At 65.7% G+C, this 18,432-nt stretch carries 24 protein-coding genes; 13 read left to right on the top strand and 11 right to left on the bottom strand.

Translation table 11 applies throughout. The features are described from left to right. Window positions 1-18 precede the first annotated feature (18 nt). The 10 genes from GRI65_RS14535 to GRI65_RS14490 all read right to left on the bottom strand — a co-directional run bounded on the left by GRI65_RS14535 (window position 19) and on the right by GRI65_RS14490 (window position 8,319). Window positions 19-1,278, bottom strand: a complete 1,260-nt coding sequence (locus GRI65_RS14535) for a lipopolysaccharide biosynthesis protein (RefSeq protein ID WP_160757320.1) — start codon at window positions 1,276-1,278, stop codon at window positions 19-21. After that, entirely contained in the window at window positions 1,275-2,084 is an 810-nt protein-coding gene (locus tag GRI65_RS14530) for an NTP transferase domain-containing protein (protein ID WP_160757319.1), read from the bottom strand. Before GRI65_RS14530 ends, GRI65_RS14535 begins: the two co-directional genes overlap by 4 nt. Before the next feature lie 57 nt (window positions 2,085-2,141). Further along, window positions 2,142-2,858, bottom strand: a complete 717-nt coding sequence (locus GRI65_RS14525) for a sigma-70 family RNA polymerase sigma factor (protein ID WP_160757318.1) — start codon at window positions 2,856-2,858, stop codon at window positions 2,142-2,144. Beyond that, the gene (locus tag GRI65_RS14520) at window positions 2,855-4,927 is read right to left on the bottom strand and encodes a flagellar biosynthesis protein FlhA (protein ID WP_160757369.1); all 2,073 of its coding nucleotides are present in this window, start codon (window positions 4,925-4,927) and stop codon (window positions 2,855-2,857) included. The genes GRI65_RS14525 and GRI65_RS14520 overlap by 4 nt, the downstream gene beginning before the upstream one ends. A 62-nt stretch (window positions 4,928-4,989) precedes the next feature. Then, the gene (locus GRI65_RS14515; protein ID WP_202391362.1) at window positions 4,990-5,880 is read right to left on the bottom strand and encodes a lytic transglycosylase domain-containing protein; all 891 of its coding nucleotides are present in this window, start codon (window positions 5,878-5,880) and stop codon (window positions 4,990-4,992) included. A gap of 62 nt (window positions 5,881-5,942) precedes the next feature. Further along, complete coding sequence (locus GRI65_RS14510) at window positions 5,943-6,302, bottom strand: flagellar protein FlgN (RefSeq protein ID WP_232844204.1); 360 nt, start codon at window positions 6,300-6,302, stop codon at window positions 5,943-5,945. Further along, window positions 6,299-6,589, bottom strand: a complete 291-nt coding sequence (locus tag GRI65_RS14505) for a flagellar biosynthesis anti-sigma factor FlgM (RefSeq protein ID WP_160757317.1) — start codon at window positions 6,587-6,589, stop codon at window positions 6,299-6,301. Before GRI65_RS14505 ends, GRI65_RS14510 begins: the two co-directional genes overlap by 4 nt. A gap of 74 nt (window positions 6,590-6,663) precedes the next feature. Beyond that, window positions 6,664-7,194, bottom strand: coding sequence for a flagella basal body P-ring formation protein FlgA (locus tag GRI65_RS14500; RefSeq protein ID WP_232844203.1), 531 nt, complete (start codon window positions 7,192-7,194; stop codon window positions 6,664-6,666). A 25-nt stretch (window positions 7,195-7,219) separates the two neighbouring features. After that, entirely contained in the window at window positions 7,220-7,669 is a 450-nt protein-coding gene (locus tag GRI65_RS14495; RefSeq protein ID WP_160757316.1) for a hypothetical protein, read from the bottom strand. After that, entirely contained in the window at window positions 7,666-8,319 is a 654-nt protein-coding gene (locus GRI65_RS14490; protein ID WP_160757315.1) for a MotA/TolQ/ExbB proton channel family protein, read from the bottom strand. Before GRI65_RS14490 ends, GRI65_RS14495 begins: the two co-directional genes overlap by 4 nt. Before the next feature lie 195 nt (window positions 8,320-8,514). Here GRI65_RS14490 and flgB point away from each other — a divergent pair, with 195 nt between their 5' ends. From flgB to GRI65_RS14425, 13 genes are read left to right on the top strand one after another with little or no spacing between them, the layout of a single operon-like run. Continuing rightward, window positions 8,515-8,862, top strand: a complete 348-nt coding sequence (gene flgB / locus GRI65_RS14485) for a flagellar basal body rod protein FlgB (protein ID WP_160757314.1) — start codon at window positions 8,515-8,517, stop codon at window positions 8,860-8,862. Between the two features lie 14 nt (window positions 8,863-8,876). After that, on the top strand, window positions 8,877-9,269 hold the full coding sequence (gene flgC / locus GRI65_RS14480; RefSeq protein ID WP_232844202.1) for a flagellar basal body rod protein FlgC: 393 nt from the start codon (window positions 8,877-8,879) through the stop codon (window positions 9,267-9,269). After that, the gene (locus tag GRI65_RS14475; protein ID WP_160757312.1) at window positions 9,269-9,553 is read left to right on the top strand and encodes a flagellar hook assembly protein FlgD; all 285 of its coding nucleotides are present in this window, start codon (window positions 9,269-9,271) and stop codon (window positions 9,551-9,553) included. The genes flgC and GRI65_RS14475 overlap by 1 nt, the downstream gene beginning before the upstream one ends. Window positions 9,554-9,575: 22 nt before the next feature. Beyond that, the gene (locus tag GRI65_RS14470) at window positions 9,576-10,391 is read left to right on the top strand and encodes a flagellar hook-basal body protein (protein ID WP_160757311.1); all 816 of its coding nucleotides are present in this window, start codon (window positions 9,576-9,578) and stop codon (window positions 10,389-10,391) included. Window positions 10,392-10,396: 5 nt separating this feature from the next. Beyond that, window positions 10,397-11,140: a flagellar basal body rod protein FlgF gene (locus GRI65_RS14465; protein ID WP_160757310.1), complete on the top strand. Its 744-nt coding sequence runs from the start codon at window positions 10,397-10,399 to the stop codon at window positions 11,138-11,140. Window positions 11,141-11,168: 28 nt separating this feature from the next. After that, window positions 11,169-11,957 carry a flagellar basal-body rod protein FlgG gene (gene flgG / locus GRI65_RS14460; RefSeq protein WP_160757309.1) on the top strand — a complete coding sequence of 263 codons (789 nt, stop codon included), beginning with the start codon at window positions 11,169-11,171 and terminating at the stop codon, window positions 11,955-11,957. A 14-nt stretch (window positions 11,958-11,971) separates the two neighbouring features. Further along, complete coding sequence (locus GRI65_RS14455; protein ID WP_160757308.1) at window positions 11,972-12,640, top strand: flagellar basal body L-ring protein FlgH; 669 nt, start codon at window positions 11,972-11,974, stop codon at window positions 12,638-12,640. A 14-nt stretch (window positions 12,641-12,654) separates the two neighbouring features. Next, window positions 12,655-13,752: a flagellar basal body P-ring protein FlgI gene (locus tag GRI65_RS14450; protein ID WP_160757307.1), complete on the top strand. Its 1,098-nt coding sequence runs from the start codon at window positions 12,655-12,657 to the stop codon at window positions 13,750-13,752. A 5-nt stretch (window positions 13,753-13,757) separates the two neighbouring features. Next, window positions 13,758-14,081 (top strand): rod-binding protein, encoded by a 324-nt coding sequence (locus GRI65_RS14445; protein ID WP_160757306.1) that lies wholly within the window; start codon window positions 13,758-13,760, stop codon window positions 14,079-14,081. 3 nt (window positions 14,082-14,084) lie between these two features. After that, complete coding sequence (gene flgK, locus GRI65_RS14440; protein ID WP_160757305.1) at window positions 14,085-15,422, top strand: flagellar hook-associated protein FlgK; 1,338 nt, start codon at window positions 14,085-14,087, stop codon at window positions 15,420-15,422. A gap of 4 nt (window positions 15,423-15,426) precedes the next feature. Next, complete coding sequence (locus GRI65_RS14435; RefSeq protein WP_160757304.1) at window positions 15,427-16,344, top strand: flagellin N-terminal helical domain-containing protein; 918 nt, start codon at window positions 15,427-15,429, stop codon at window positions 16,342-16,344. 21 nt (window positions 16,345-16,365) lie between these two features. Then, window positions 16,366-17,229: a flagellar motor stator protein MotA gene (motA, locus tag GRI65_RS14430; RefSeq protein WP_160757303.1), complete on the top strand. Its 864-nt coding sequence runs from the start codon at window positions 16,366-16,368 to the stop codon at window positions 17,227-17,229. 1 nt (window position 17,230) lies between these two features. Beyond that, entirely contained in the window at window positions 17,231-18,097 is an 867-nt protein-coding gene (locus GRI65_RS14425; RefSeq protein WP_160757302.1) for a flagellar motor protein MotB, read from the top strand. Between the two features lie 116 nt (window positions 18,098-18,213). Here the strand turns inward: GRI65_RS14425 and GRI65_RS14420 are convergent. Then, on the bottom strand, window positions 18,214-18,432 hold a 219-nt coding region (locus tag GRI65_RS14420), incomplete at its 5' end, for a hypothetical protein (protein WP_160757301.1).

The following is an 18,432-nucleotide window of genomic DNA, read 5'->3' as shown; positions in this document are numbered from 1 at the left end:
GGCGCGGCTGAACTGCGTCTAGACTGGCCCCGCCGGGCGGGAAATCTGGCGAACGAAGATATAGAACCCGCCTACCGCCAAGGTGCTGGCGAACAGCGCCGTCGCCGCCGCACCCGGTGCGCCCGCCAGGGCGATCGCCCACGGCACCAGCGCGAGTGACACCGCCATCGGCACGGCGCGCAGGGCAAGGACCACTCCGGCCCGTTGCCGCGCCACCAGCAGCGCGTCCCAGGTTGCGCCCACCAACTCGATGGCGGATGCCGCGGCCAGGATGATCATCGGAATATAGGCTGCAGAGAATTCCGGGCCGGCAACTGCGGCGATGAGCAGTTCCCCGCCCGCCACGGCGAGAGCAATGCTTGCAAGCGCGGTGACCGCCGCCACCCGTGCGATCCGTCCCGCCAGCACATGGTCCTGCGGACCTGCCCGAACGAGATCGGGGAAAATTGCCTGCAGGACCGCCTGCCCCAACTTCAGCACCGCCAGCCCCAGTTGCGCCGCGACCCGGTAAATTCCCGCCATGGTCGCGCCGCCGAACGCGCCAACCAGCAGCAGCAACACCTGCCGTCCCGCGACGCTGGTGCTGGAAGTGAAATTGGTCGACAGCACGAACGGCCACACCCCGGCTTCCTTTCGCGGCAGCCGGGTCAGACTGATGGCCGACAGCTGCGGCCGGCCGAACCGCGCCGCGGCCGCCCAGCATGCCAGCGCCGCCGCCAGTTCCGCCGCCGCCCAAGCCAGCAGGAACCCGAGGATCGTTGGCATGAACAGCGCGGCCAGTCCTGCCCCGATTGCGCGGGTGATCGGTATCGCGGTCTCCGCGCTGGCCGCCCGGGCGTACCGATCATGCAGCCGCAGGATCCCCGTTGGGGTCGACCGGATGGCAAGCATCGAAACGGCGCAGAACAGGAATGCGGGCCACGCGAGATCCGCCGGCAGGCCAACCCAGTGCAGGGCGGACAAAGCCAACGCCGCGGCGATCAGTATGCCGAGCACCATGCTCATCAGGTCGAGCGCGGTCGCAAAACCGATCACATCGCGGGCCGCCTCCGCGCTGCTCTGTGCCGCGCTGTTGCCCCATCGAACCACGAACAGCCAGGTCTGGAAGCTGGCGATGCCCGTCAGCGCCTGCGCCAACGCGACCACCAGGGTGAACTGGCCGAACTCCGCAAGCCCGAGCGCACGTGTCGCGATCGCCAGGTAAACCAGGCTGAGCGCCGCGTTGACGCCCTTGCCGCCGAGCAGCCACCCGGCATTTGCGAGAATCCGGCGCATCATCCTGCCAGGGTGGCAGCGTTCCTCTGTTCGAGCAATTTCGCGGTCACGCGGTGCGAACGTTCGTTATCGACATCGATTGCCATTGCCCCGTCGCTGAGTTCGACCATCCGCACCGGAAATCCGAGCTTTCGCCCGATGCCGTCGAAACAGGCCTGCACGCTGCCAAGCCCGAAATAGAACTTGAACAGGTTCCATAGACCGAAGGTCTTGGCAATGCGCGAGGGATATTTGATGAACTGCCCGCCGCTGCGGAAGGTTTCAGCGCCGGACAGGGCGGCCCGCGATCCGATCCAATAGGTGTTGCAGTTTGAGAACTCGCCGTCGCTGAAGCGGTAGAACCGGCGCTGCCCCTCCGGATGGGCGGTCATCACCGCTTCGCGCCGCGCCATCGCCAGCGCGACACCGCCGGTGTTTCGGCCAGGGCCGCCGGCTCCGGCGACGAATTCCTCCACGCTTTGCGGAGTGAGCATGACGTTGTCGGCGGTGGTGATCAGGAGCGGATAGGCTGCGCCCTCGGCACCGGCGACGATGCTGTCGACCAGATTATGCGCGGCCGGAAGCACCTCGATCGGAATGTTGGCGGCCGGGAAGGCTTCGGCGATGTGCGATCGGAGCAGTTCGGCCTCGTCCGCCACCACCCTGACCGACGTAATCGGCGGGCTCGACAGCAGTGCCGCGATGACATGGTCGATCAGCGGCTTCCCGCCGACCGGAACGAGACACTTGAGTGGAACGCCCGCGTCGGCTGCAAGGGGGTCGAGGACCCCGCTTCGCCGCCCGGCGAGCACGATTGCTGTTACCGTCATTTCGGGGCTTTTATGATCGTTCCTTTACAACTGGATGAACATTTTGTTGTTTCAGGTTCACATTTCAAGTCCTTCGCGCGCCCGCTTGAGCGCATCCGCCTTGAGCTGGTGCACCCGGGGTACGCTTACTTCCAGCACCGCGGCGATCTCCGCCAGGTTCAGCTCCTCGACAAAATACAGCTGCAAAACCAGTTGCAGGCGCTCCGGCAAGGTCGCCAGGACATCGGCGAGTTCGCCGCTTTGCTCTCTCTCCGCCAGCGCTTCGAACGGGCTGGGAACGTCCTGCGCGAATGCCGGGCTGTGTTCGTCATACTCGTCATCGATCGACACGAGGCGGATCGGTTCGGCGAGGTATTTCACCAGATCGGACTGGGCGACTCCCAGAATTGCGGCGAGTTCATCCGCGCCGGGTTCGCGGCCATGCAGTGCCTGGAATTGGCTGCGGGCAGCGTCATGGCGCTGACGCCGCTTCATCGACCCGCGCGTTTCCGGGGCCATCTTGCGCAGCACATCCACCATCGCCCCGCGCACGCGCATCTTGGCGTAGGCGGCAAAGCCATCCTCCGTCGGGCCTGAGTGGCGGCGGGCACATTCAGTCAGCGCGATCAGGCCAACCTGCAGCAGGTCGTCAATCTCCAGCCCATCACGGCCAGAGCCATGGATATGCCAGGCGGCCTTGCGGACCATCGGCATGAATCGGCGGACCTTGTCCTCCACCTCGGCCTGGCTGCAATAGGCGGCCGCGGGTGAAAATACGGATTGGTCGTGTTTCATGAGGGCACAAATTCCTTCGGCTGGTTTCCGGGCATCTCTGCCGACTGGAGGGGAGCGGCTGGCTCGACGCCGATCACGGCAATCACCTCGATCGGCTGGGACGCAGGCAATTCGGAGATCGACAGGACCATGCAGTCCGGCGCGCGCTGGGACAGCAGGCGGGCAACCGCGCGGCGTACCGGCGGCTGGACAATCAGGGCGAGTGCCCCCGGATTGCCGCCAGCAACCATCCGGTCCGCCATCAGGCGGCTGACTTCTTGCCCGATCATCTGCGCCAGGTCGGGTTCCACCAGCGGCTGGCCCGTCGCTGGATCGCGCAGTCCCTGCAGGATCGAACTTTCGAGCTGCGCATCGAGCGTTATGACCGGCAGCGGTACCGTGGGACCGCAAATCTTCGCGACGATGCTGGCACCGAGATCCACCCGGATATGGTCGATCAGCTGGTTGATATCCTGCGTCTGCTGCAAACCCGCGGCGATGCTGGAAAACAGCGGCACCGGATGGGTCAGCGCGATACCGTCCGCCAGCAGCGCGCGAAGCAAGCGGGTCAGCGCCGAGAGACTCAGCGGTTCGGGATAGATCGCATCGACCAGCCCCGGCGCCTTGTCCTTCAGCGCATCCAGCAACGCCCGCACTTCCTCGGGGCCGAGCAGCATTTCGCTGCGCTGACCGAGCAGGTGGTTGAGATGGGTCGCGATTACGGTGCCGGGATCGACTGTCAGGAACCCTTCAGCCACCGCGTTGTCGCGCTCGTTCGCGTCGATCCACAGCGCTGGGCAGCCAAAACTCGGGTCGACCGCCGGATCGCCCCGCAGCCCGTGGTGCGGGCCGACGTCGCCGGTATCGATGGCCAGGAGACGGTTCGGCTGCAGGCTCGCTCCGCCGATCACCACGCCGCCGAACACGATGCGATAATCGTTGGGCGCGATGTCGAGCGAATCGCGCACCCGGAATTGCGGCACGATGAACCCGCATTCGAGCGATAGCTGCTTGCGCACCCCGGTCACCCGCGCGACCAGCGGTGCTCCGCGCTTCTCGTCGACCAGATGCACTAGGCCGTACCCCAATTCGATGGTCACCAGCGTATGATCGCTGACGTCCTCGATGGAGATCGCCTCGGCCGAACGCACCGCTTCGACCGGAGCCGGCAACGCGGCGAGTGTCCGGCGGCGCTTCAATATCCAGGTAAGCCATCCGGCGAGAGCGGCGGCGGGCAGGAAGATGCTTTGCGGCATGGCCGGGATCATCCCCATCGCGCCCAGCACGATGGCCACCGGCAGCCAGCTGCGCGGGTCGGAAAACTGGCCGCCGATATGGCCGGTAAGATCGCTCTTGTCCGCGACGCGGGTGACGATCACGGCGGCGGCGATGGACAGCAGTAAGGCCGGAACTTGCGCCACCAGCGCGTCGCCCACCGCCAGGGTGACATAGCGTTCCGCTGCTTCCCCCATCGACAGGCCGTGACTAATCATGCCGAGCGAGAAGCCGGCGATGATGTTGATCCCCAGGATCAGCAATGCGGCAATCGCGTCGCCCTTCACGAACTTGGAAGCGCCGTCCATCGCACCGTAGAAATCGGCCTCGGTCGACACTTCGGTCCGCCGCGCCTTGGCTTCTTCGGCGGTCATCAGCCCGGCGGCGATATCGCTGTCGATCGCCATCTGCTTGCCCGGCAGCGCGTCGAGCGTGAACCGCGCGGACACTTCCGACACCCGCCCGGCGCCCTTGGTCACCACGACCATGTTGATGATCAGCAGGATGATGAAGACGAACAGGCCGACCGCGAAATTCCCGTCGATCAGGAAGCGTCCGAAACTCTCGATCACCTGTCCCGCCGCGGCGTCGCCTTCGTGGCCATTGACCAGCACGATCCGGGTGGACGCGACATTCAGCGCCAGCCGCAGCAGCGTGGCAAACAGCAACACAGAAGGAAAGGAGGAGAAATCGAGCGGCTTGGCGGCGTTCATTGCCGCCATCAGGATCGCCACCGAAAGCGCGATGTTGAGCACGAAGAAAGCGTCCAGCATCATCGTCGGGATGGGCAGGACCATCAGCACGATCAGCATCATGATGCCGACCGGAAGCGCCAGCGTCGCGGGCGAGAAGCCCGCGCTGGCCGGGACCGGAGCCGTCACAGCTTGAAGGCCCGCAGCGCCGCATAGGCACCGCGCACATGGTCGCGTGCCCGTTCCGGCATCAAATCACTGGTCACCGCAAAAGTGGATTTTAGCGTATCGGCCATCGACAGCGGGGCTGCCGCTCCGCTGCCCGATGCCGAAATCGAACGCTGCGTTACCGGCTGGAAGGAACCAAACCCCCTCGCGGCCAGCGGATACGAGCCGGATTGGAAGGATGCACTGGCAGCGCCAGTTTCCATTGCGCCCGCCATCTTCTCCCGGATCAAATCCATCACCCCGCCAACCGACCGCGCCGAACCGCCGGGTGCGTAGAAAATGCCCCGATTGGCGGCGGCGGCCTTCGGCAGGATGGAAGCGGCGGAAATATCGGGATTGGCACCAAGCTGGCCCAGGAACTTGCCGGCTCCCGAAGCGCCGAGGAAATGCGCGAGGTACAGCTCGGCGGAATCGGGTTCGCGGCCGAGCACCCCGGACAGGGCGGCGCGGTTGTCGTTCGCCAGCGATCCGGCCATCAGCGCGGAAACATCGGGGTCGAATCGCAGCGCCATGATCGCCTCGCGCTGCGCCGGATCGGCCACCCGTGAGCGTCCGCCGGCACTGTCGATAGCGGCGGCGGCACCGCCCAGCCCCAAGCCCTCCCCGTGTCGGTCGAGGGTGTGGAGCCAAGTCGAATCGATGAACTGGTACAAGCCGCTGGCGCTGGATGTCCTCGCCTTCGCCGACGGGTCTAGGCTGGATTCCAGCTTTGCCTGGGCCAGCAAATAATCGAAGTCGGCCCCGGTCCGGTTGGCTGCGCGTGCAATCGCCTGGCGGGCGCGCGCCTCGGCTGCAGCCGGGGGCTGGCCCGAGGGACTAGTGGTGGAAAGTCGTAGCGGGTCGCTCACGTGCAGGGTCCGTTCGGTTGGTTACGAACCGAGTTCTGCAACTACCGTGCCAGATCGGCAGCTTAGGCGCGGTGACGCCCGAAATGCTGGCTGCCAGCCTGACGCCGGTAAAGCCCTGCGGAGCCCGTCAGTGCGTCCAGCCGTGCGGCGACATTCACCGCCAGCAGGTTGCGCACGCGGCGGTTCACTTCGTTGAGCTGCCGGGCAGAGCGGAGCAGGCCCTCGCATTCCTGGTCGAGACCCGTGGGGGCGGCCTGTTGGAGGTCGTCGCACAGTCCTTGCTTGCCTATCGCGCTGACCATCAGCGCGTCGATGTCCATTTCGGCAAGCGCTTGCCGCTCTGCCTGCAGCACGGCAACCATCTGCCGTAGCTGGTCTGCCAATCTTGCCCCCGAGGGTTGGCCTGCCGAAGCGGCGGTCATGCCTCGATCGCCAGCAGCATGCGTGCCGCGATCATGGCGTCGGCGGTTTTAGCGGGAAGGAGCGGATAGGTGCCGTCCTGCAAGGCGCCGCGGATCAGCGCGACCCGTTCGGCATCGACCGGAATCTGGCGGATATCCACGTCCCCCGCGGTTTCGACCTTCACCGCTGACGAATCCGTGGCGTCGTGTTCCGTACGCTTGGGTGCCACATTGGTGCCCTGCGTCTCGCGGCTCACCGGACGTGCTGCAGAGAGACCATGGATTCGAGAAATTTCGTTGGCGGGCATAATCCCTGTCCTTATTGTTCCTGTTCAGCAGAACGTCCGCTTTCCGGAAAGTTTAAGGGCGCAGGGAAAACTCCCTACCCGGCCGGAATGGTCACCCGCCCCGGGCTGACGACCTTGGCGCGGATCGGTTCGCTGGCGCCGGGCGGCTTGATCCGGATCCAGTCGCCCTCCCCGCCAGCCTCCATCGCCTCGCCCGACTGGGTGACCGAGAAGCCGCGCCCTTGGAGCACAATGCTTACACGGTCGCCGCGGCCAACGAGGTCTGCTCCGCCGCTGGGCTCGGTTCCGCGGGAAAGCGGCACGAAAATTCGCCAGCTGCCAGGACATTGCACGGACACGCTGTCCTGGCGGATACCGTAGGGCGACAATTGCAGGGCAGCGGCACAGCGGGCCAGCCGCATCCGCCGATCGACCGGAGCGCGGGCGCCGCCGGAAGTGCCGATGGCTGCGCCGGTAAAGGCGGCAACCTCGCGGTCGATCTGGTCGAGGTCAGCACTAGCCTCGGATTGGGCGGCGGCGGATTGGGCGGCGGCGGATTGGGCTATGATGGCGGCAGGCATTGCGACGAGCGCCATGACGGCAGCAAGCGTTAGGGGAAGGCGCATGGTAAACTCCATCATCCGTTGCGGATCACGGAGTGTTCAGCAATTTCCGTGCCACTACGGTGTTGCCGCTGAAACCGAACGATGCGGTGATGCCCTCGCCCTGGTCCGCCTCAAAGGTAATCCGCGGTTCCTGTCCGCCCTCCTGCGCCTGCCTCATCAGCACCCGCGCGCGGTCCGCCGCCGCGTCGAACCGGTGAGGGTGATAGCCGATGGTGATGTCCAGGCTCTCGCGCGGATCGGGGGAATAGGCGGAAATCCATGCGCGCAGATCGTCTGGGCCGTCACCGGTTTCGACGCGGTAGACCGCGGCGGGCAAGGTGTCGCCGCCGGGGCTGAACCGGATGGTTTGCTGCGCAAGCCGGTCCGGCGCGGCTTCGGTGCCCGGCTGGCTGATCGTGGCGGCAGCAGTGATGAACAGGATCAGCGAAAGATCCGCCAGCAGCACCTGCCACCCATGGACCTGACGCAGGATCATGCGGAAATCCGCTCGATGCGCCTGACCGGTGGGCAATACGGGCCGACCTGCGCCGCCAGCCAGTCGATCAGGTGCTGGCGCTCGGCTTCCTCCGCATCGGCGCGCCGTTCGACCCAGCGGGCCAGCGGCTGGATCATCAGGTGCGCCAGCAGCAGGCCATAGAACGTGCTGACCACCGCCATCGCGACGACGCCCATCATGCCGCTGCGCGCCAGCCCGTCTGCCGGCAATTGGGCCAGCGCGAGCAAGGTCCCTGCAAGGCCCGCGATCGGCGCAAGCTCGCTCGCCTGTTCCAGCACCCGCAGCGCCTTGATACGCTGGTCCATACGGGCGGATTTGTAATCCTCGTGCGTGGCCAGCGCCGCGCCGATCGAACGGTGCCGGATCAGCGCCGCGGTTGCGTCGGCGATCTCCTCGTCGGAAGAGCTGTTTGGCCCGGCGCACAGGATCCCGTCGTGGCGAATTTCCTCGACCTGCCCGGCGATCTGCGCCCGCGCCGCCGAATAATCGAACGGCGAGCGGCCCAGGGTCGCGATCGATACCAGCGCCGCACGAAGTTCGCCCCCGCCGGACCGCAGCATCGTGGCGAGCGCGGTTCCGCCGAACACCACCGCCGCGCCTTCCGCATTCCACAACACTGTCAGATCCATCGCCGGTCACTCCTGTTCCTGGTGATCAGAACGACCTCCTGGCACCGGGTTTCAGTCCGGCAGGCGGCGAATTGCCGCATGCGGCAGCATTTTGCCGCCTGGACCCGGTGCCCACGCGTAAAGCCTAAGCGAAATCGCAACTGGCACGGCCCTTGCTGATCATCCGGCACTGACTTCACGCAAAAGGATTTGCAGATGGCTGGTTCGATCTTCGGAATTCACGGTGCGGCGCTGGAACTGCGTTCGCAGCGCATGGGGCTGCTGACGTCCAACATCGCGAACGCCGCGACGCCTGGATACAAGGCGCGCGACATTGATTTCGCCGCTGCGCTCGGTGCCCGGATGCAGGGCGCGGATAGCGGCAACGCCGTGGCCGGGGCGACCCGTTACCGCGTGCCGGTGATGCCCTCGCTGGATGGCAACACGGTCGAACTTGCCAACGAACAGATGGCCTTTGCCGAAAACGCCGTCGCCTATTCCGCCACCCTGTCCTTCGTCCAGGGCCGTGCCGAGCGGATCACCCGCGCATTGCGGGGCGAATGATCATGGCGCAGCCTATGAACCTGTTCACCGTTGCCCAGCGCGGCATGTCGGCCCAGCTCGTGCGGATGAACGCCGCCGCGTCCAACCTCGCCAATGCGGGTGCCGTGGCGGGCAGCGAAAGCGCCGTCTACCGGCCCGTGCGCCCCGTGTTCAGCGCGGAAACGGACGCAAGCTCCGGCCTCTCTACTGTCCGCGTGGACCGGATGATGCGCGAAAACACCGCCCCGATCCGCCGCCATGCGCCCGATCATCCGCTTGCCGATGCCAACGGCGATGTGTGGGACAGCCCGGTCAACGAAACCGCCGAGATGGTCGAGATCATGGAAAGCAGCCGCCAGTACCAGAACCTGGTCGAGGCGATCCAGACCGCCAAGCAACTGATGCTCGAAACCATGAGGAGCAAATAATGCCCGATACGTCCGTCATAAGTACTTTCGCCCCGGCTGCCGTGCGGCAGGGTGCCGTCACCGCCAATTCTCTGAGCGAACTGGGCGAAGGGGATTTCCTGCGCCTGCTGACCGTCCAGCTGCAGCAGCAGGACCCTTTCGAGCCGGTCGATAATTCGCAGATGCTGGCCCAGATGGCGCAGTTCACTAGCTTGGCCAGCGCGACCAAGTCCAACGACACGCTGCAGCAGATTTCCGACAAGCTCGACGCGCTGATCGCCGCACAGACACTTCCCACACCCTGAATTTTTCCAAGGAGTAGATACGATGTCCTTTTACACCTCGCTTTCGGGCCTCAAGAACGCCCAGACCGACCTGGGCGTAATCGCCCACAACATCGCCAACGCCGAAACCACCGCGTTCAAGAAGAGCAAGGCGGAATTCGCCGACCTGGTAGCGGGCGGCGCGAACACCGCGCCCAACCAGGTTCGCGGGATTGGCGCGACATTGTCCGGCATCAAGCAGGATTTCGGCCTCGGCGCGATCGAACAGACCGGCACGTCGACGGATTTCTCGATCATCGGGGACGGCTTCTTCGCCACCCGCAACGGCGAAAGCGGCAAGACCCTCTACACCCGTGACGGGTCTTTCGGGATCGACGGGACCGGCTATCTGCAGGATGGTTTCAACAACCGGATACAGGTCTTCGAGCTCGATGCCGCCGGCGCGGTAGTCAATCCCGGCACCACCATCGACGCGCTGATCCCGACCGCCAACGGCGCAGGCGCAGCGCTGTCGGGCGTCACCGTCGAAGCCGATGGCCGTCTCAACGCCGCTTACACCGACGGCACCGTCGATACGGTTGGCCGCCTTGCCCTCGCCAGCTTCATCGCGCCGACCGGCCTGCGGCAAACCGGATCGTCCAGCTGGGAAGCCACCGGCACCTCCGGCGCGCCCGATCTCGGCCTGCCGGGCGTCGGCCAGTACGGCAATATCCTGTCGGGATCACTGGAACGCTCCAATGTCGACTTAGCGGAAGAAATGGTCGGACTGATTTCCGCCCAGCGCAACTTCCAGGCCAACGCGAAGGCGATCGACACCGCCTCGCAACTGTCCCAGACCATCATCAACCTGCGGACCTGACCGTCATGGACCGCATGATCTACACCGCCTTTTCGGGGATGGAATCGGCCATGACCCGCCAGCGGGTGACCGCCAGCAATCTCGCCAATGCGCAGACGACCGGATTTCGGGCAGAGACCTTTACGGTCGATCCCCGGGCATTGGTCGGCCCTTCGCTGGAAGCGCGCGCGGTCAGCCGCGGCGGTGTTTACGGCGCGGACATGCGGGCCGGAACCACCATACGCACCGGGCAGCCGCTTGACATCGCCATCAATGGCGCGGCCCTGATCACCCTGCAAGCGGCCGACGGCGAGGAAGTCTATTCCCGCCGCGGCGACTTGTCGGTCAGCGCCAGCGGCCTGCTGCAAAACGGCGACGGCCTTCCAGTCATGGGCGAAGCGGGACCGATTACCGTGCCCGCCGGACGGAGCCTATCGATCGGCGCCGATGGATCGGTCTTCGCCGCCGATCCCGCGCTGCCGGAAGCGCCGCCGGAAACGGTGGGCCAAATCAAGCTCGCCAGCGCCGAAGGCAGCGGTATCGCCAAGGATCTCGACGGTTTCCTGCGGGTGATCGGCGGCGGCATCCTGCCGGCCGATGCCGAAGCGACCATCACCGCAGGCGCGCTCGAGAGTTCCAACGTCGACACCACCGAAGTGCTGGTCGACATGATCGAGGTCCAGCGCGGTTTCGAACGGCGCGCCAAATTGTTCTCCACCGCTAGCGAAATCGACCAGGCCGGTTCACGCCTGATGTCGCTCCGCGGCTAATCCGCCCTAACCATATAGGAATTACGCCATGCCCACATCAGCCTTGCAAGTCGCCCGCACCGGACTGGAAGCGCAGGATACGCGGATGCGTGTCATCGCCAACAATCTCGCCAATATCGGCACCACCGGATACAAGCGCGACCGCGCCGATTTCGCCACCCTGGCGTATCAGGACACCCGTGTCGCCGGCCAGCAATCGACCAGCGAAACCGCCTATGCCGTTGGCCTTAACCTCGGAACCGGCGTGGCCGTGCAGGGCACCAGCCGGATCGGCACACAGGGTACGCTGAACACCACCGGCAACGCGCTCGACATGGCGCTGGACGGCGCTGGCTTCTTCGCGGTCGAGATGCCCGGCGGCGGCACCGGTTACACCCGCGCCGGCAATTTCACCCTGTCGGCGGAGGGCAATCTGGTCACATCGCAGGGCTACGCCGTCCAGCCGCAGATCGCCGTTCCGCAAGGGGCGACATCCGTCAGCGTCGCGCCCGATGGCACCGTGTCCGCCATTCTAGAGGGTGAAGCCGCCCCCGCCGAACTGGGCCAGCTGACCATCGCCAGTTTTGCCAATCCGAACGGATTACGCGCCACGGGCGACAACTTCCTGATGGAAACTGCCGCCAGCGGCGCGGCCGAAACCGGCCCCGCGGGCCAGGACGGGCGCGGCAACATCCGCCAGGGAATGCTGGAGGCGTCCAACGTCAACGTGGTCGAGGAGCTGGTCGAGATGATCGAGGCCCAGCGGTCCTATGAAATCAATTCCAAGATGATCAGCGCGGTCGACGAAATGCTCCGCAACGCGAACCAGACGCTGTGATCCGGAGACACGCCATGAAGCATTTCCATTCGCTCACATTCCTTGCGCTCGGCTTGCCGTTGGCATCCTGTGTCGGCGGCGGCCAGCCCGAAGTCGGCTTCCAGGCCGCTTTGCCGCCGCCCCCGGTGGTGCAGAAAATCGCCGCCAGCGACGGCGCGATCTTCCGCATCAACGAAGGCTTTGCCGGTTATCACGAGGGCACCCGCGCGCGCAAAGTGGGCGACGCGCTGACCATCCTGCTGATCGAAAGCACCACCACTACAAAATCTGCCACCGGCAGCACCAACCGCGCCGGTTCGGCCTCGATCACCCCGCCATCCGCCGGGCCGCTCTCGTTCCTCAACCCAGCGGCCCTTAATGCCGGGGCCGGCGGGTCGTTCTCCGGGAAAGGCAATGCGGCCCAGACCAGTTCGCTGAACGGCGCGGTTGCGGTGACGATTGCCGAAGTCCGTCCGAACGGGACCGCGTTGGTCCATGGAGAAAAGCTGATGACATTGAGCCAGGGGCGCGAATGGGTCCAGTTTTCCGGGATCATCCGGCTGGCCGACATCGACGTCGATAACCGGGTCCTGTCGTCGCAAGTCGCGGACAGCCGGATCATCTATTCCGGCGCGGGCGCGGTGCAGCAGGCGAGCAAGCCGGGCTGGCTGTCGCGGTTCTTTTCCGCCGTCAGCCCCTTTTGACCGGAGCGGAGCGCATGAAAAATCTTCTCAGACTGTTCCTGATCCTCGCCGCGCTGATGGCGCCGGTGACCGCCCAAGCCGAACGGATGCGCGATCTTGGCGCGTTCCAGGGCGTCCGGCCCAACCAGCTGACCGGCTACGGCGTGGTGGTGGGCCTCCAAGGCACCGGTGACGACAATCTCGCCTATCTGACCGAGGCGATGAAAGGCGTGTCAGGCAGGCTCGGCCTGACGCTGCCCGCCGGGGTTAGCCCCGGGCTCAAAAATGCCGCCGCGGTAATCATCACAGCCGAACTTCCTGCCTTCGCCAAGCCCGGCCAGCGGATCGACATCACCGTGTCGACCATGGGCAAGGCCAAGTCCCTGCGCGGCGGAGCGTTGATCCTCGCCCCGCTCTACGGCGCGGACGGCCAGGTTTACGCGATGGCGCAAGGCAATATTGCGGTCGGCGGACTGGGCGTTTCGGGCCGTGACGGTTCGCAGCTGTCCGTCAACATCGCCACCGTCGGGCGAATCGCCGACGGCGCTTCGGTGGAGCGCGCGGTATCGACCGGCTTCACCGACGAAGGCACGCTTCGATTCAACCTCCACAATTCCGATTTCCTGACCGCCCAGCGGCTGCGCGATGCGATCAACAAACGCTATCCCTTCGCCGCGACCATCGTCGACGGGGTGACGCTGGAACTGGTGATGCCCGCGGGCGCGGACCAGCGGTCTTCAATGATGGCCGGGATCGAGATGATCGAGATAACCCCGGCGGAAACCCCCGCGCGCGTCATCGTCAACAGCCGCACCGGCACGGTGGTGATCAACCAGGCCGTCCGGCTCGCGCCTGCCGCGATCAGCCACGGCAAGCTGATCGTGCGGATCGAGGAAAGCCCCCGCATAATCCAGCCCGCGCCGTTTTCGGACGGCCGGACCGCCGTCGAGCAATCGAGCGAACTCTCGGTCGAGGACCAGGGCAGCCGCGTCAGCGTGATGAACGGCGGCGCCAATTTGTCCGAAATCGTCGATGCGCTGAACCGCCTGGGCGTGGGCGCTGCCGACCTGGTGGTAATCCTCGAAGCGTTGAAACAGGCGGGCGCGCTGCAGGCCGAAATGGTCGTGCTGTAATGGGCGTGACCCTTCCTCCTATCACCCTGCCCGCCGGACTGGCGATCAAACCCGCGCCGACCGAGCTGGCGCCGGACGCGATCAATTCGCCCAAGGAATTGAAAGCCGCCGCGCAGAAATTCGAGGCGATCTTCATCCGTCAGTTCCTTAGCGCCGCGCGGGCGACCGAATTCGGTGGCGAAGAACCGCTGTTCGGCGGGCCCGGCCTCGAACAGTTCAACGCGATGCAGGACGAGAACCTCGCCGAGATCGCTTCGCAAAGCGGCGCGTTCGGCTTCGCGAAACTGATCGAGGCGCAATTGTCCGCCCGCATGAAGCCGGGGGGCTAGGCCGTGGCGACCGATCTCATCAACATCGGCCAGACCGGCGCCAACGCGGCGCGTTCCGCCCTGTCGGTGACGGCGCAGAACATCGCCAATGCCAACAACCCCGCCTACTCGCGGCGGACAATTGAACTGGCCGAAGTGACCGCAACAGGCGGAATCGGCCGGATGGGCGATGCACGGCTGTCGGGCGTCCGGGTCGAGGGCATCGGGCGGAGCACCTCCACCTTCCTGCAAGTCGAAGCCCGCCGCACCGGCAGCGATCTTGCCCGCGCCGATGTGCAGCTTGCGGGCCTCAAGGCGGCCGAAACCTCGCTCGAACAGGCCGGGGTTTACCCTGCGCTGGTGGAATTCGAGGCCGGACTTTCCGCGCTCGCCGCCGATCCGCTCAGCGCTCCGCTCCGCACGCAATTATTGGAAAACGCGGGCACCCTCGCCAGCAGTTTTTCGCTTGCCGCGCAGGGGCTGGACAGCGCGGCGGATCAGGCCCGCTTTGCCGCGGCGGACGATGTCGCGCGCGTCAATGTCCTGACCGCCGAGATTGCCCGCACCAACAGCGGCCTCGCCCGGGCGCAGGATGGCAGCGTCAGCAAGGCCGCGCTGCTCGACCAGCGAGACAGCTTGCTGGCCGATCTGTCCGCGCGCACCGGGATCACCACCGAATTCGACGCCGCGGGGCGCGCCACCGTGCGGCTGGGCGGCAGCGCCGGGCCGCTGATGGTCAGCGGGGAAGCCAGCGATACGCTCGCCATGACTGTGGAGCCCGCGGGCACGATCAGTTTCACGCTGGGCGGCAATCCCGTCTCTCCCGGCGCGGGATCGCTGGCGGGTCAGGCGCAATTGCTGGACCGGCTCGGCACGCTGCGCGGAGAACTCGATACCGTCGCCGCCGACGTCATCGCGCGGGTCAACGCCGCGCAGGCAAGCGGCGCCGCGCCCGATGGCACCACCGGACAGTCGATGTTTTCCGGCACGGGCGCGGGCGATATCGCAGTCATCATGAGCAGCGGCGCTGGTATTGCCACCGCTCCCGCTGGCAGCGCGCCCAACAGCCGCAACATTGCCAACCTCACCGCCTTGCAAGCCAGCCTTGCCAATGGCGGCCCGACCTCCGCAATGGACAATGTCCTGTTCGCGCTGTCGAGCGAGATCAGCAGCCGCGGGATCACGCGCGACGCGCTCGCGACCATCGCGGGCAGCGCGGCGAGCCAGCTCGCCAGCGAAACGGCGGTCGATCTCGACAACGAGGCGGCCAATCTGATCCGCTACCAGCAGGCGTTCCAGGCGTCGGGCCGGGTGATCCAGACCGCCGCCGACATCTTCGATTCCATCCTGTCGATAAGGTAACGCCATGGACAGCAGCATCAACAGCACCGCCGGTTTCTACCAGCGATCGGTCGACCAGATGGCCGGGCTGCGCCGCAATGCGGAAGGGCTGCAGGCGCAGATTTCCACCGGCGAGCGCCTGTCCGCCGCGTCAGACGATCCGGTGGCGGCGGCGAGCCTGCGGCGGCTGTCCCGGATGGACCGGCTGGCCGAGGTGGATAGCGCCAACGCCGCCCGCGCCAGCAGTGATCTGCAACTGGCGGACGGCGCGCTGCAGACAATCGCGAACGATTTCGCCCGCGCCCGGGAACTGGCCGTCTATGCAGGCACCGGCAGCCTTTCGCCGGACCAGCGGGCGATCGTCGGCGTGGAACTCGCCGCGATCCAGGAAAGCCTGCTCGGGACGATCAACATTCGCGGGATCGGCGGAAACGCGCTGTTCGCGGGACAGGGCGACGGCCCGGCCTATGTCGCCGACGCGGCGGGCAACGCGGCCTATACCGGCACCGGCGCGGCAAGCACCCTCGCGCTCGGCGAAGGGCTCACCGTCACCGCCGGCATTACCGGGCCCGAAGCGCTCGGCTTTGCCAACGGCGGCGTCTCCACCGACATGCTGGCTTTCATCAAGGGTCTCGCCGATACGCTGCAGGACACCGCACTGGACGGCGCGGCGGCGGCGCGTGCCTCCCTCGGCGGGTTCGACGAGGGCCTCGAGGTACTCACCCGCGCGCAAACCGCTATCGGCGTCCGGGTGGCGTGGATCGAGACCGTGCAGGTCCGCCACGCCGACAATTCCGAAGCGCGCGCCCAGGAGGCGACCAGCCAAGGCGGCGTCGATCTCGCGACCACCATCAGCAATCTGCAGCAAACGCTCACCGTTCTCGAAGCCAGCCAGGCGGGCTTTGTCCGCATCGGTCAGCTCAGCCTGTTCAATTCGATCTGATCGCTCAAAAGGAAATTTACCGTGGTACAGGCGATTGGAATCGTGATCCTGCTGGTGCTGGTTTTCGGCGGCTTTGCCTTGACGGGCGGGGCGCTGGGGCCAGTGATGCACGCCTTGCCGCACGAGATGCTGATCATCGGCGGCGCCGCCATCGGCGCGACGGTGGCGGGCAATTCGGTGCATGAACTCAAAGCCATCGGCGGCGGTTTCGCCCGCGTGTTCAAGGGCCCCGGCTTCACCCGGCAGGACCATATCGACGCGATTGCGGTGACCAGCAAGCTGATGAAGATGCTCAAGACTGAAGGCCCGGTCGCGCTGGAAGGGCACGTGATGCAGCCGCAGGAATCGGCCATCTTCGCCGAATATCCGCGTATTTTGGCGCGGCAACAACTGCTCAGCCTGATCACCGACACCCTGACCTTGCTGGTCGTTTCCTCCGGGTCGATGGAAAACCACGCGGTCGAGGAAGTGATGGACAACGCGATCAAGACCCATCTCCACGACATGGACGAACCCGCCCACGCACTGCAGAACCTGGCCGACGCGCTGCCTGCGCTGGGTATCGTCGCCGCGGTACTGGGTATCGTCAAGACCATGGGTTCGATCGACCAGCCGCCATCGGTGCTGGGCGGCATGATCGGTTCGGCGCTGGTCGGAACCTTCCTCGGCGTGCTGCTCGCTTACGGCATCGTCGGCCCGCTGGCCGGACGGCTGAAGCAGATCAACACGCAGGACAGCCAGATCTTCCACTCGGTCAAACAGGTGATGATCGCCTCGCTCAACGGCTATCCCCACGCGCTCGCGGTCGAAAGCGCAAGGTCCGGACTGCCCGAAGCGGTCCGCCCCGCGCTGATCGAATTGCTCGATTTGCTCAAGGGCAAATAGCATGGCCGCCGCCCTGGCCCAATCCGCACCGGCGCCAGCTGCGGAACCCGTCCGTCCGATCATCGTCAAGAAGATCACCATAGTCGCCGCGGGCCATCACGGCGGCGCTTGGAAGGTCGCCTATGCCGATTTCGTGACCGCGATGATGGCGTTCTTCCTGATGCTGTGGCTGCTCGGCGCGACGGACGAGACGCAGCGGAAGGGGCTGGCCGACTACTTCACCCCCACGCTGGTCCAGTACCGCGAAAACAGCGCCGGATCGGACGGGCTGCTCACCGGCAGTTCGCTCGTCGATGTCGACAATTATCCCCACGCCGCCGGGCAGACCGGCACCCAGTCCCTGACCATCCCGCGCGACACCTCGGGCGGCGCCAAAGAAGGCGCTATGCCGGACAGCAAGGCGATTGCGCGTGTCAAATCCCTGCGCGAGGAAATCGCCCGCAAACTGGCAGCGTCCCGGCGCGCCGCACGACTCGCCAACCAGGTGCGGGTGATGCAGACGCCCGAAGGCATCCGGATTGACCTAGTCGACAACGCCGATTTCTCGATGTTTGCGCTCGGCACCACTGTGCTAGTGCCCGACGCTCAGGAATTGCTGCGGGTGATCGCGGAAAGCATTGCCGGAGATACCGCCCCACTCGCGGTGCGCGGACACACCGACGCGCTGCCGTGGCGAGCGGGCGTAGTGGCGAACAACTGGTCGCTTTCAACCGGTCGCGCGGAAGCGACCCGCCAAGCCCTGATGCGCTACGGTACCCCCCAATCCCGCTTCCGCCGCATTGAAGGCGTCGCAGACCGGGAGCTGCTGGTCACCGCGGACCCCGCCGACCCACGAAATCGGAGGATCTCGATCTTGTTGATGGAGTGAGGGGTAGTTGGGAGCGAATTGATGGCGGCGTGGCAGCTTTCGGGCGTCGCGTTCTGAGTGGTTGAATGTCAGAAACGTCGCCGTGGGTTCAACCCGCCGAAAACGGAACTCCCCAACTACTCGGCTTCCGCCGCTACCTTTTGAGCGATCTGCCGCGTCTTCTGATCGAAAGTAAATCCGTTGCTGCCGCTGTAGAGCGCCGAAAGATATGCGCGGTCGAAACCGGCCATCTCCGCGACCGCGCCGCCACCTTCGAACAGCGAAAGGATTGTCTCGTAACCGATCCGATGGGTCTGCGGATTCCGCGTCGACGAAAGACCACGCATGACGGCGAA

It is taken from the genome of Allopontixanthobacter sediminis, from assembly GCF_009828115.1.
GTDB lineage: Bacteria > Pseudomonadota > Alphaproteobacteria > Sphingomonadales > Sphingomonadaceae > Allopontixanthobacter > Allopontixanthobacter sediminis.
This window is presented reverse-complemented; position numbering and strand designations above follow the sequence as displayed.

Coding starts and splice junctions, on each gene's coding strand:
- GRI65_RS14535 (WP_160757320.1), bottom strand. CDS start 1,278: ATGATGCGCCGGATTCTCGCAAATGCCGGGTGGCTGCTCGGCGGCAAG.
- GRI65_RS14530 (WP_160757319.1), bottom strand. CDS start 2,084: ATGACGGTAACAGCAATCGTGCTCGCCGGGCGGCGAAGCGGGGTCCTC.
- GRI65_RS14525 (WP_160757318.1), bottom strand. CDS start 2,858: ATGAAACACGACCAATCCGTATTTTCACCCGCGGCCGCCTATTGCAGC.
- GRI65_RS14520 (WP_160757369.1), bottom strand. CDS start 4,927: ATGATGCTGATCGTGCTGATGGTCCTGCCCATCCCGACGATGATGCTG.
- GRI65_RS14510 (WP_232844204.1), bottom strand. CDS start 6,302: ATGACCGCCGCTTCGGCAGGCCAACCCTCGGGGGCAAGATTGGCAGAC.
- GRI65_RS14505 (WP_160757317.1), bottom strand. CDS start 6,589: ATGCCCGCCAACGAAATTTCTCGAATCCATGGTCTCTCTGCAGCACGT.
- GRI65_RS14500 (WP_232844203.1), bottom strand. CDS start 7,194: ATGCGCCTTCCCCTAACGCTTGCTGCCGTCATGGCGCTCGTCGCAATG.
- GRI65_RS14495 (WP_160757316.1), bottom strand. CDS start 7,669: ATGATCCTGCGTCAGGTCCATGGGTGGCAGGTGCTGCTGGCGGATCTT.
- GRI65_RS14490 (WP_160757315.1), bottom strand. CDS start 8,319: ATGGATCTGACAGTGTTGTGGAATGCGGAAGGCGCGGCGGTGGTGTTC.
- flgB (WP_160757314.1), top strand. CDS start 8,515: ATGGCTGGTTCGATCTTCGGAATTCACGGTGCGGCGCTGGAACTGCGT.
- flgC (WP_232844202.1), top strand. CDS start 8,877: ATGAACCTGTTCACCGTTGCCCAGCGCGGCATGTCGGCCCAGCTCGTG.
- GRI65_RS14475 (WP_160757312.1), top strand. CDS start 9,269: ATGCCCGATACGTCCGTCATAAGTACTTTCGCCCCGGCTGCCGTGCGG.
- GRI65_RS14470 (WP_160757311.1), top strand. CDS start 9,576: ATGTCCTTTTACACCTCGCTTTCGGGCCTCAAGAACGCCCAGACCGAC.
- GRI65_RS14465 (WP_160757310.1), top strand. CDS start 10,397: ATGGACCGCATGATCTACACCGCCTTTTCGGGGATGGAATCGGCCATG.
- flgG (WP_160757309.1), top strand. CDS start 11,169: ATGCCCACATCAGCCTTGCAAGTCGCCCGCACCGGACTGGAAGCGCAG.
- GRI65_RS14455 (WP_160757308.1), top strand. CDS start 11,972: ATGAAGCATTTCCATTCGCTCACATTCCTTGCGCTCGGCTTGCCGTTG.
- GRI65_RS14450 (WP_160757307.1), top strand. CDS start 12,655: ATGAAAAATCTTCTCAGACTGTTCCTGATCCTCGCCGCGCTGATGGCG.
- GRI65_RS14435 (WP_160757304.1), top strand. CDS start 15,427: ATGGACAGCAGCATCAACAGCACCGCCGGTTTCTACCAGCGATCGGTC.
- GRI65_RS14425 (WP_160757302.1), top strand. CDS start 17,231: ATGGCCGCCGCCCTGGCCCAATCCGCACCGGCGCCAGCTGCGGAACCC.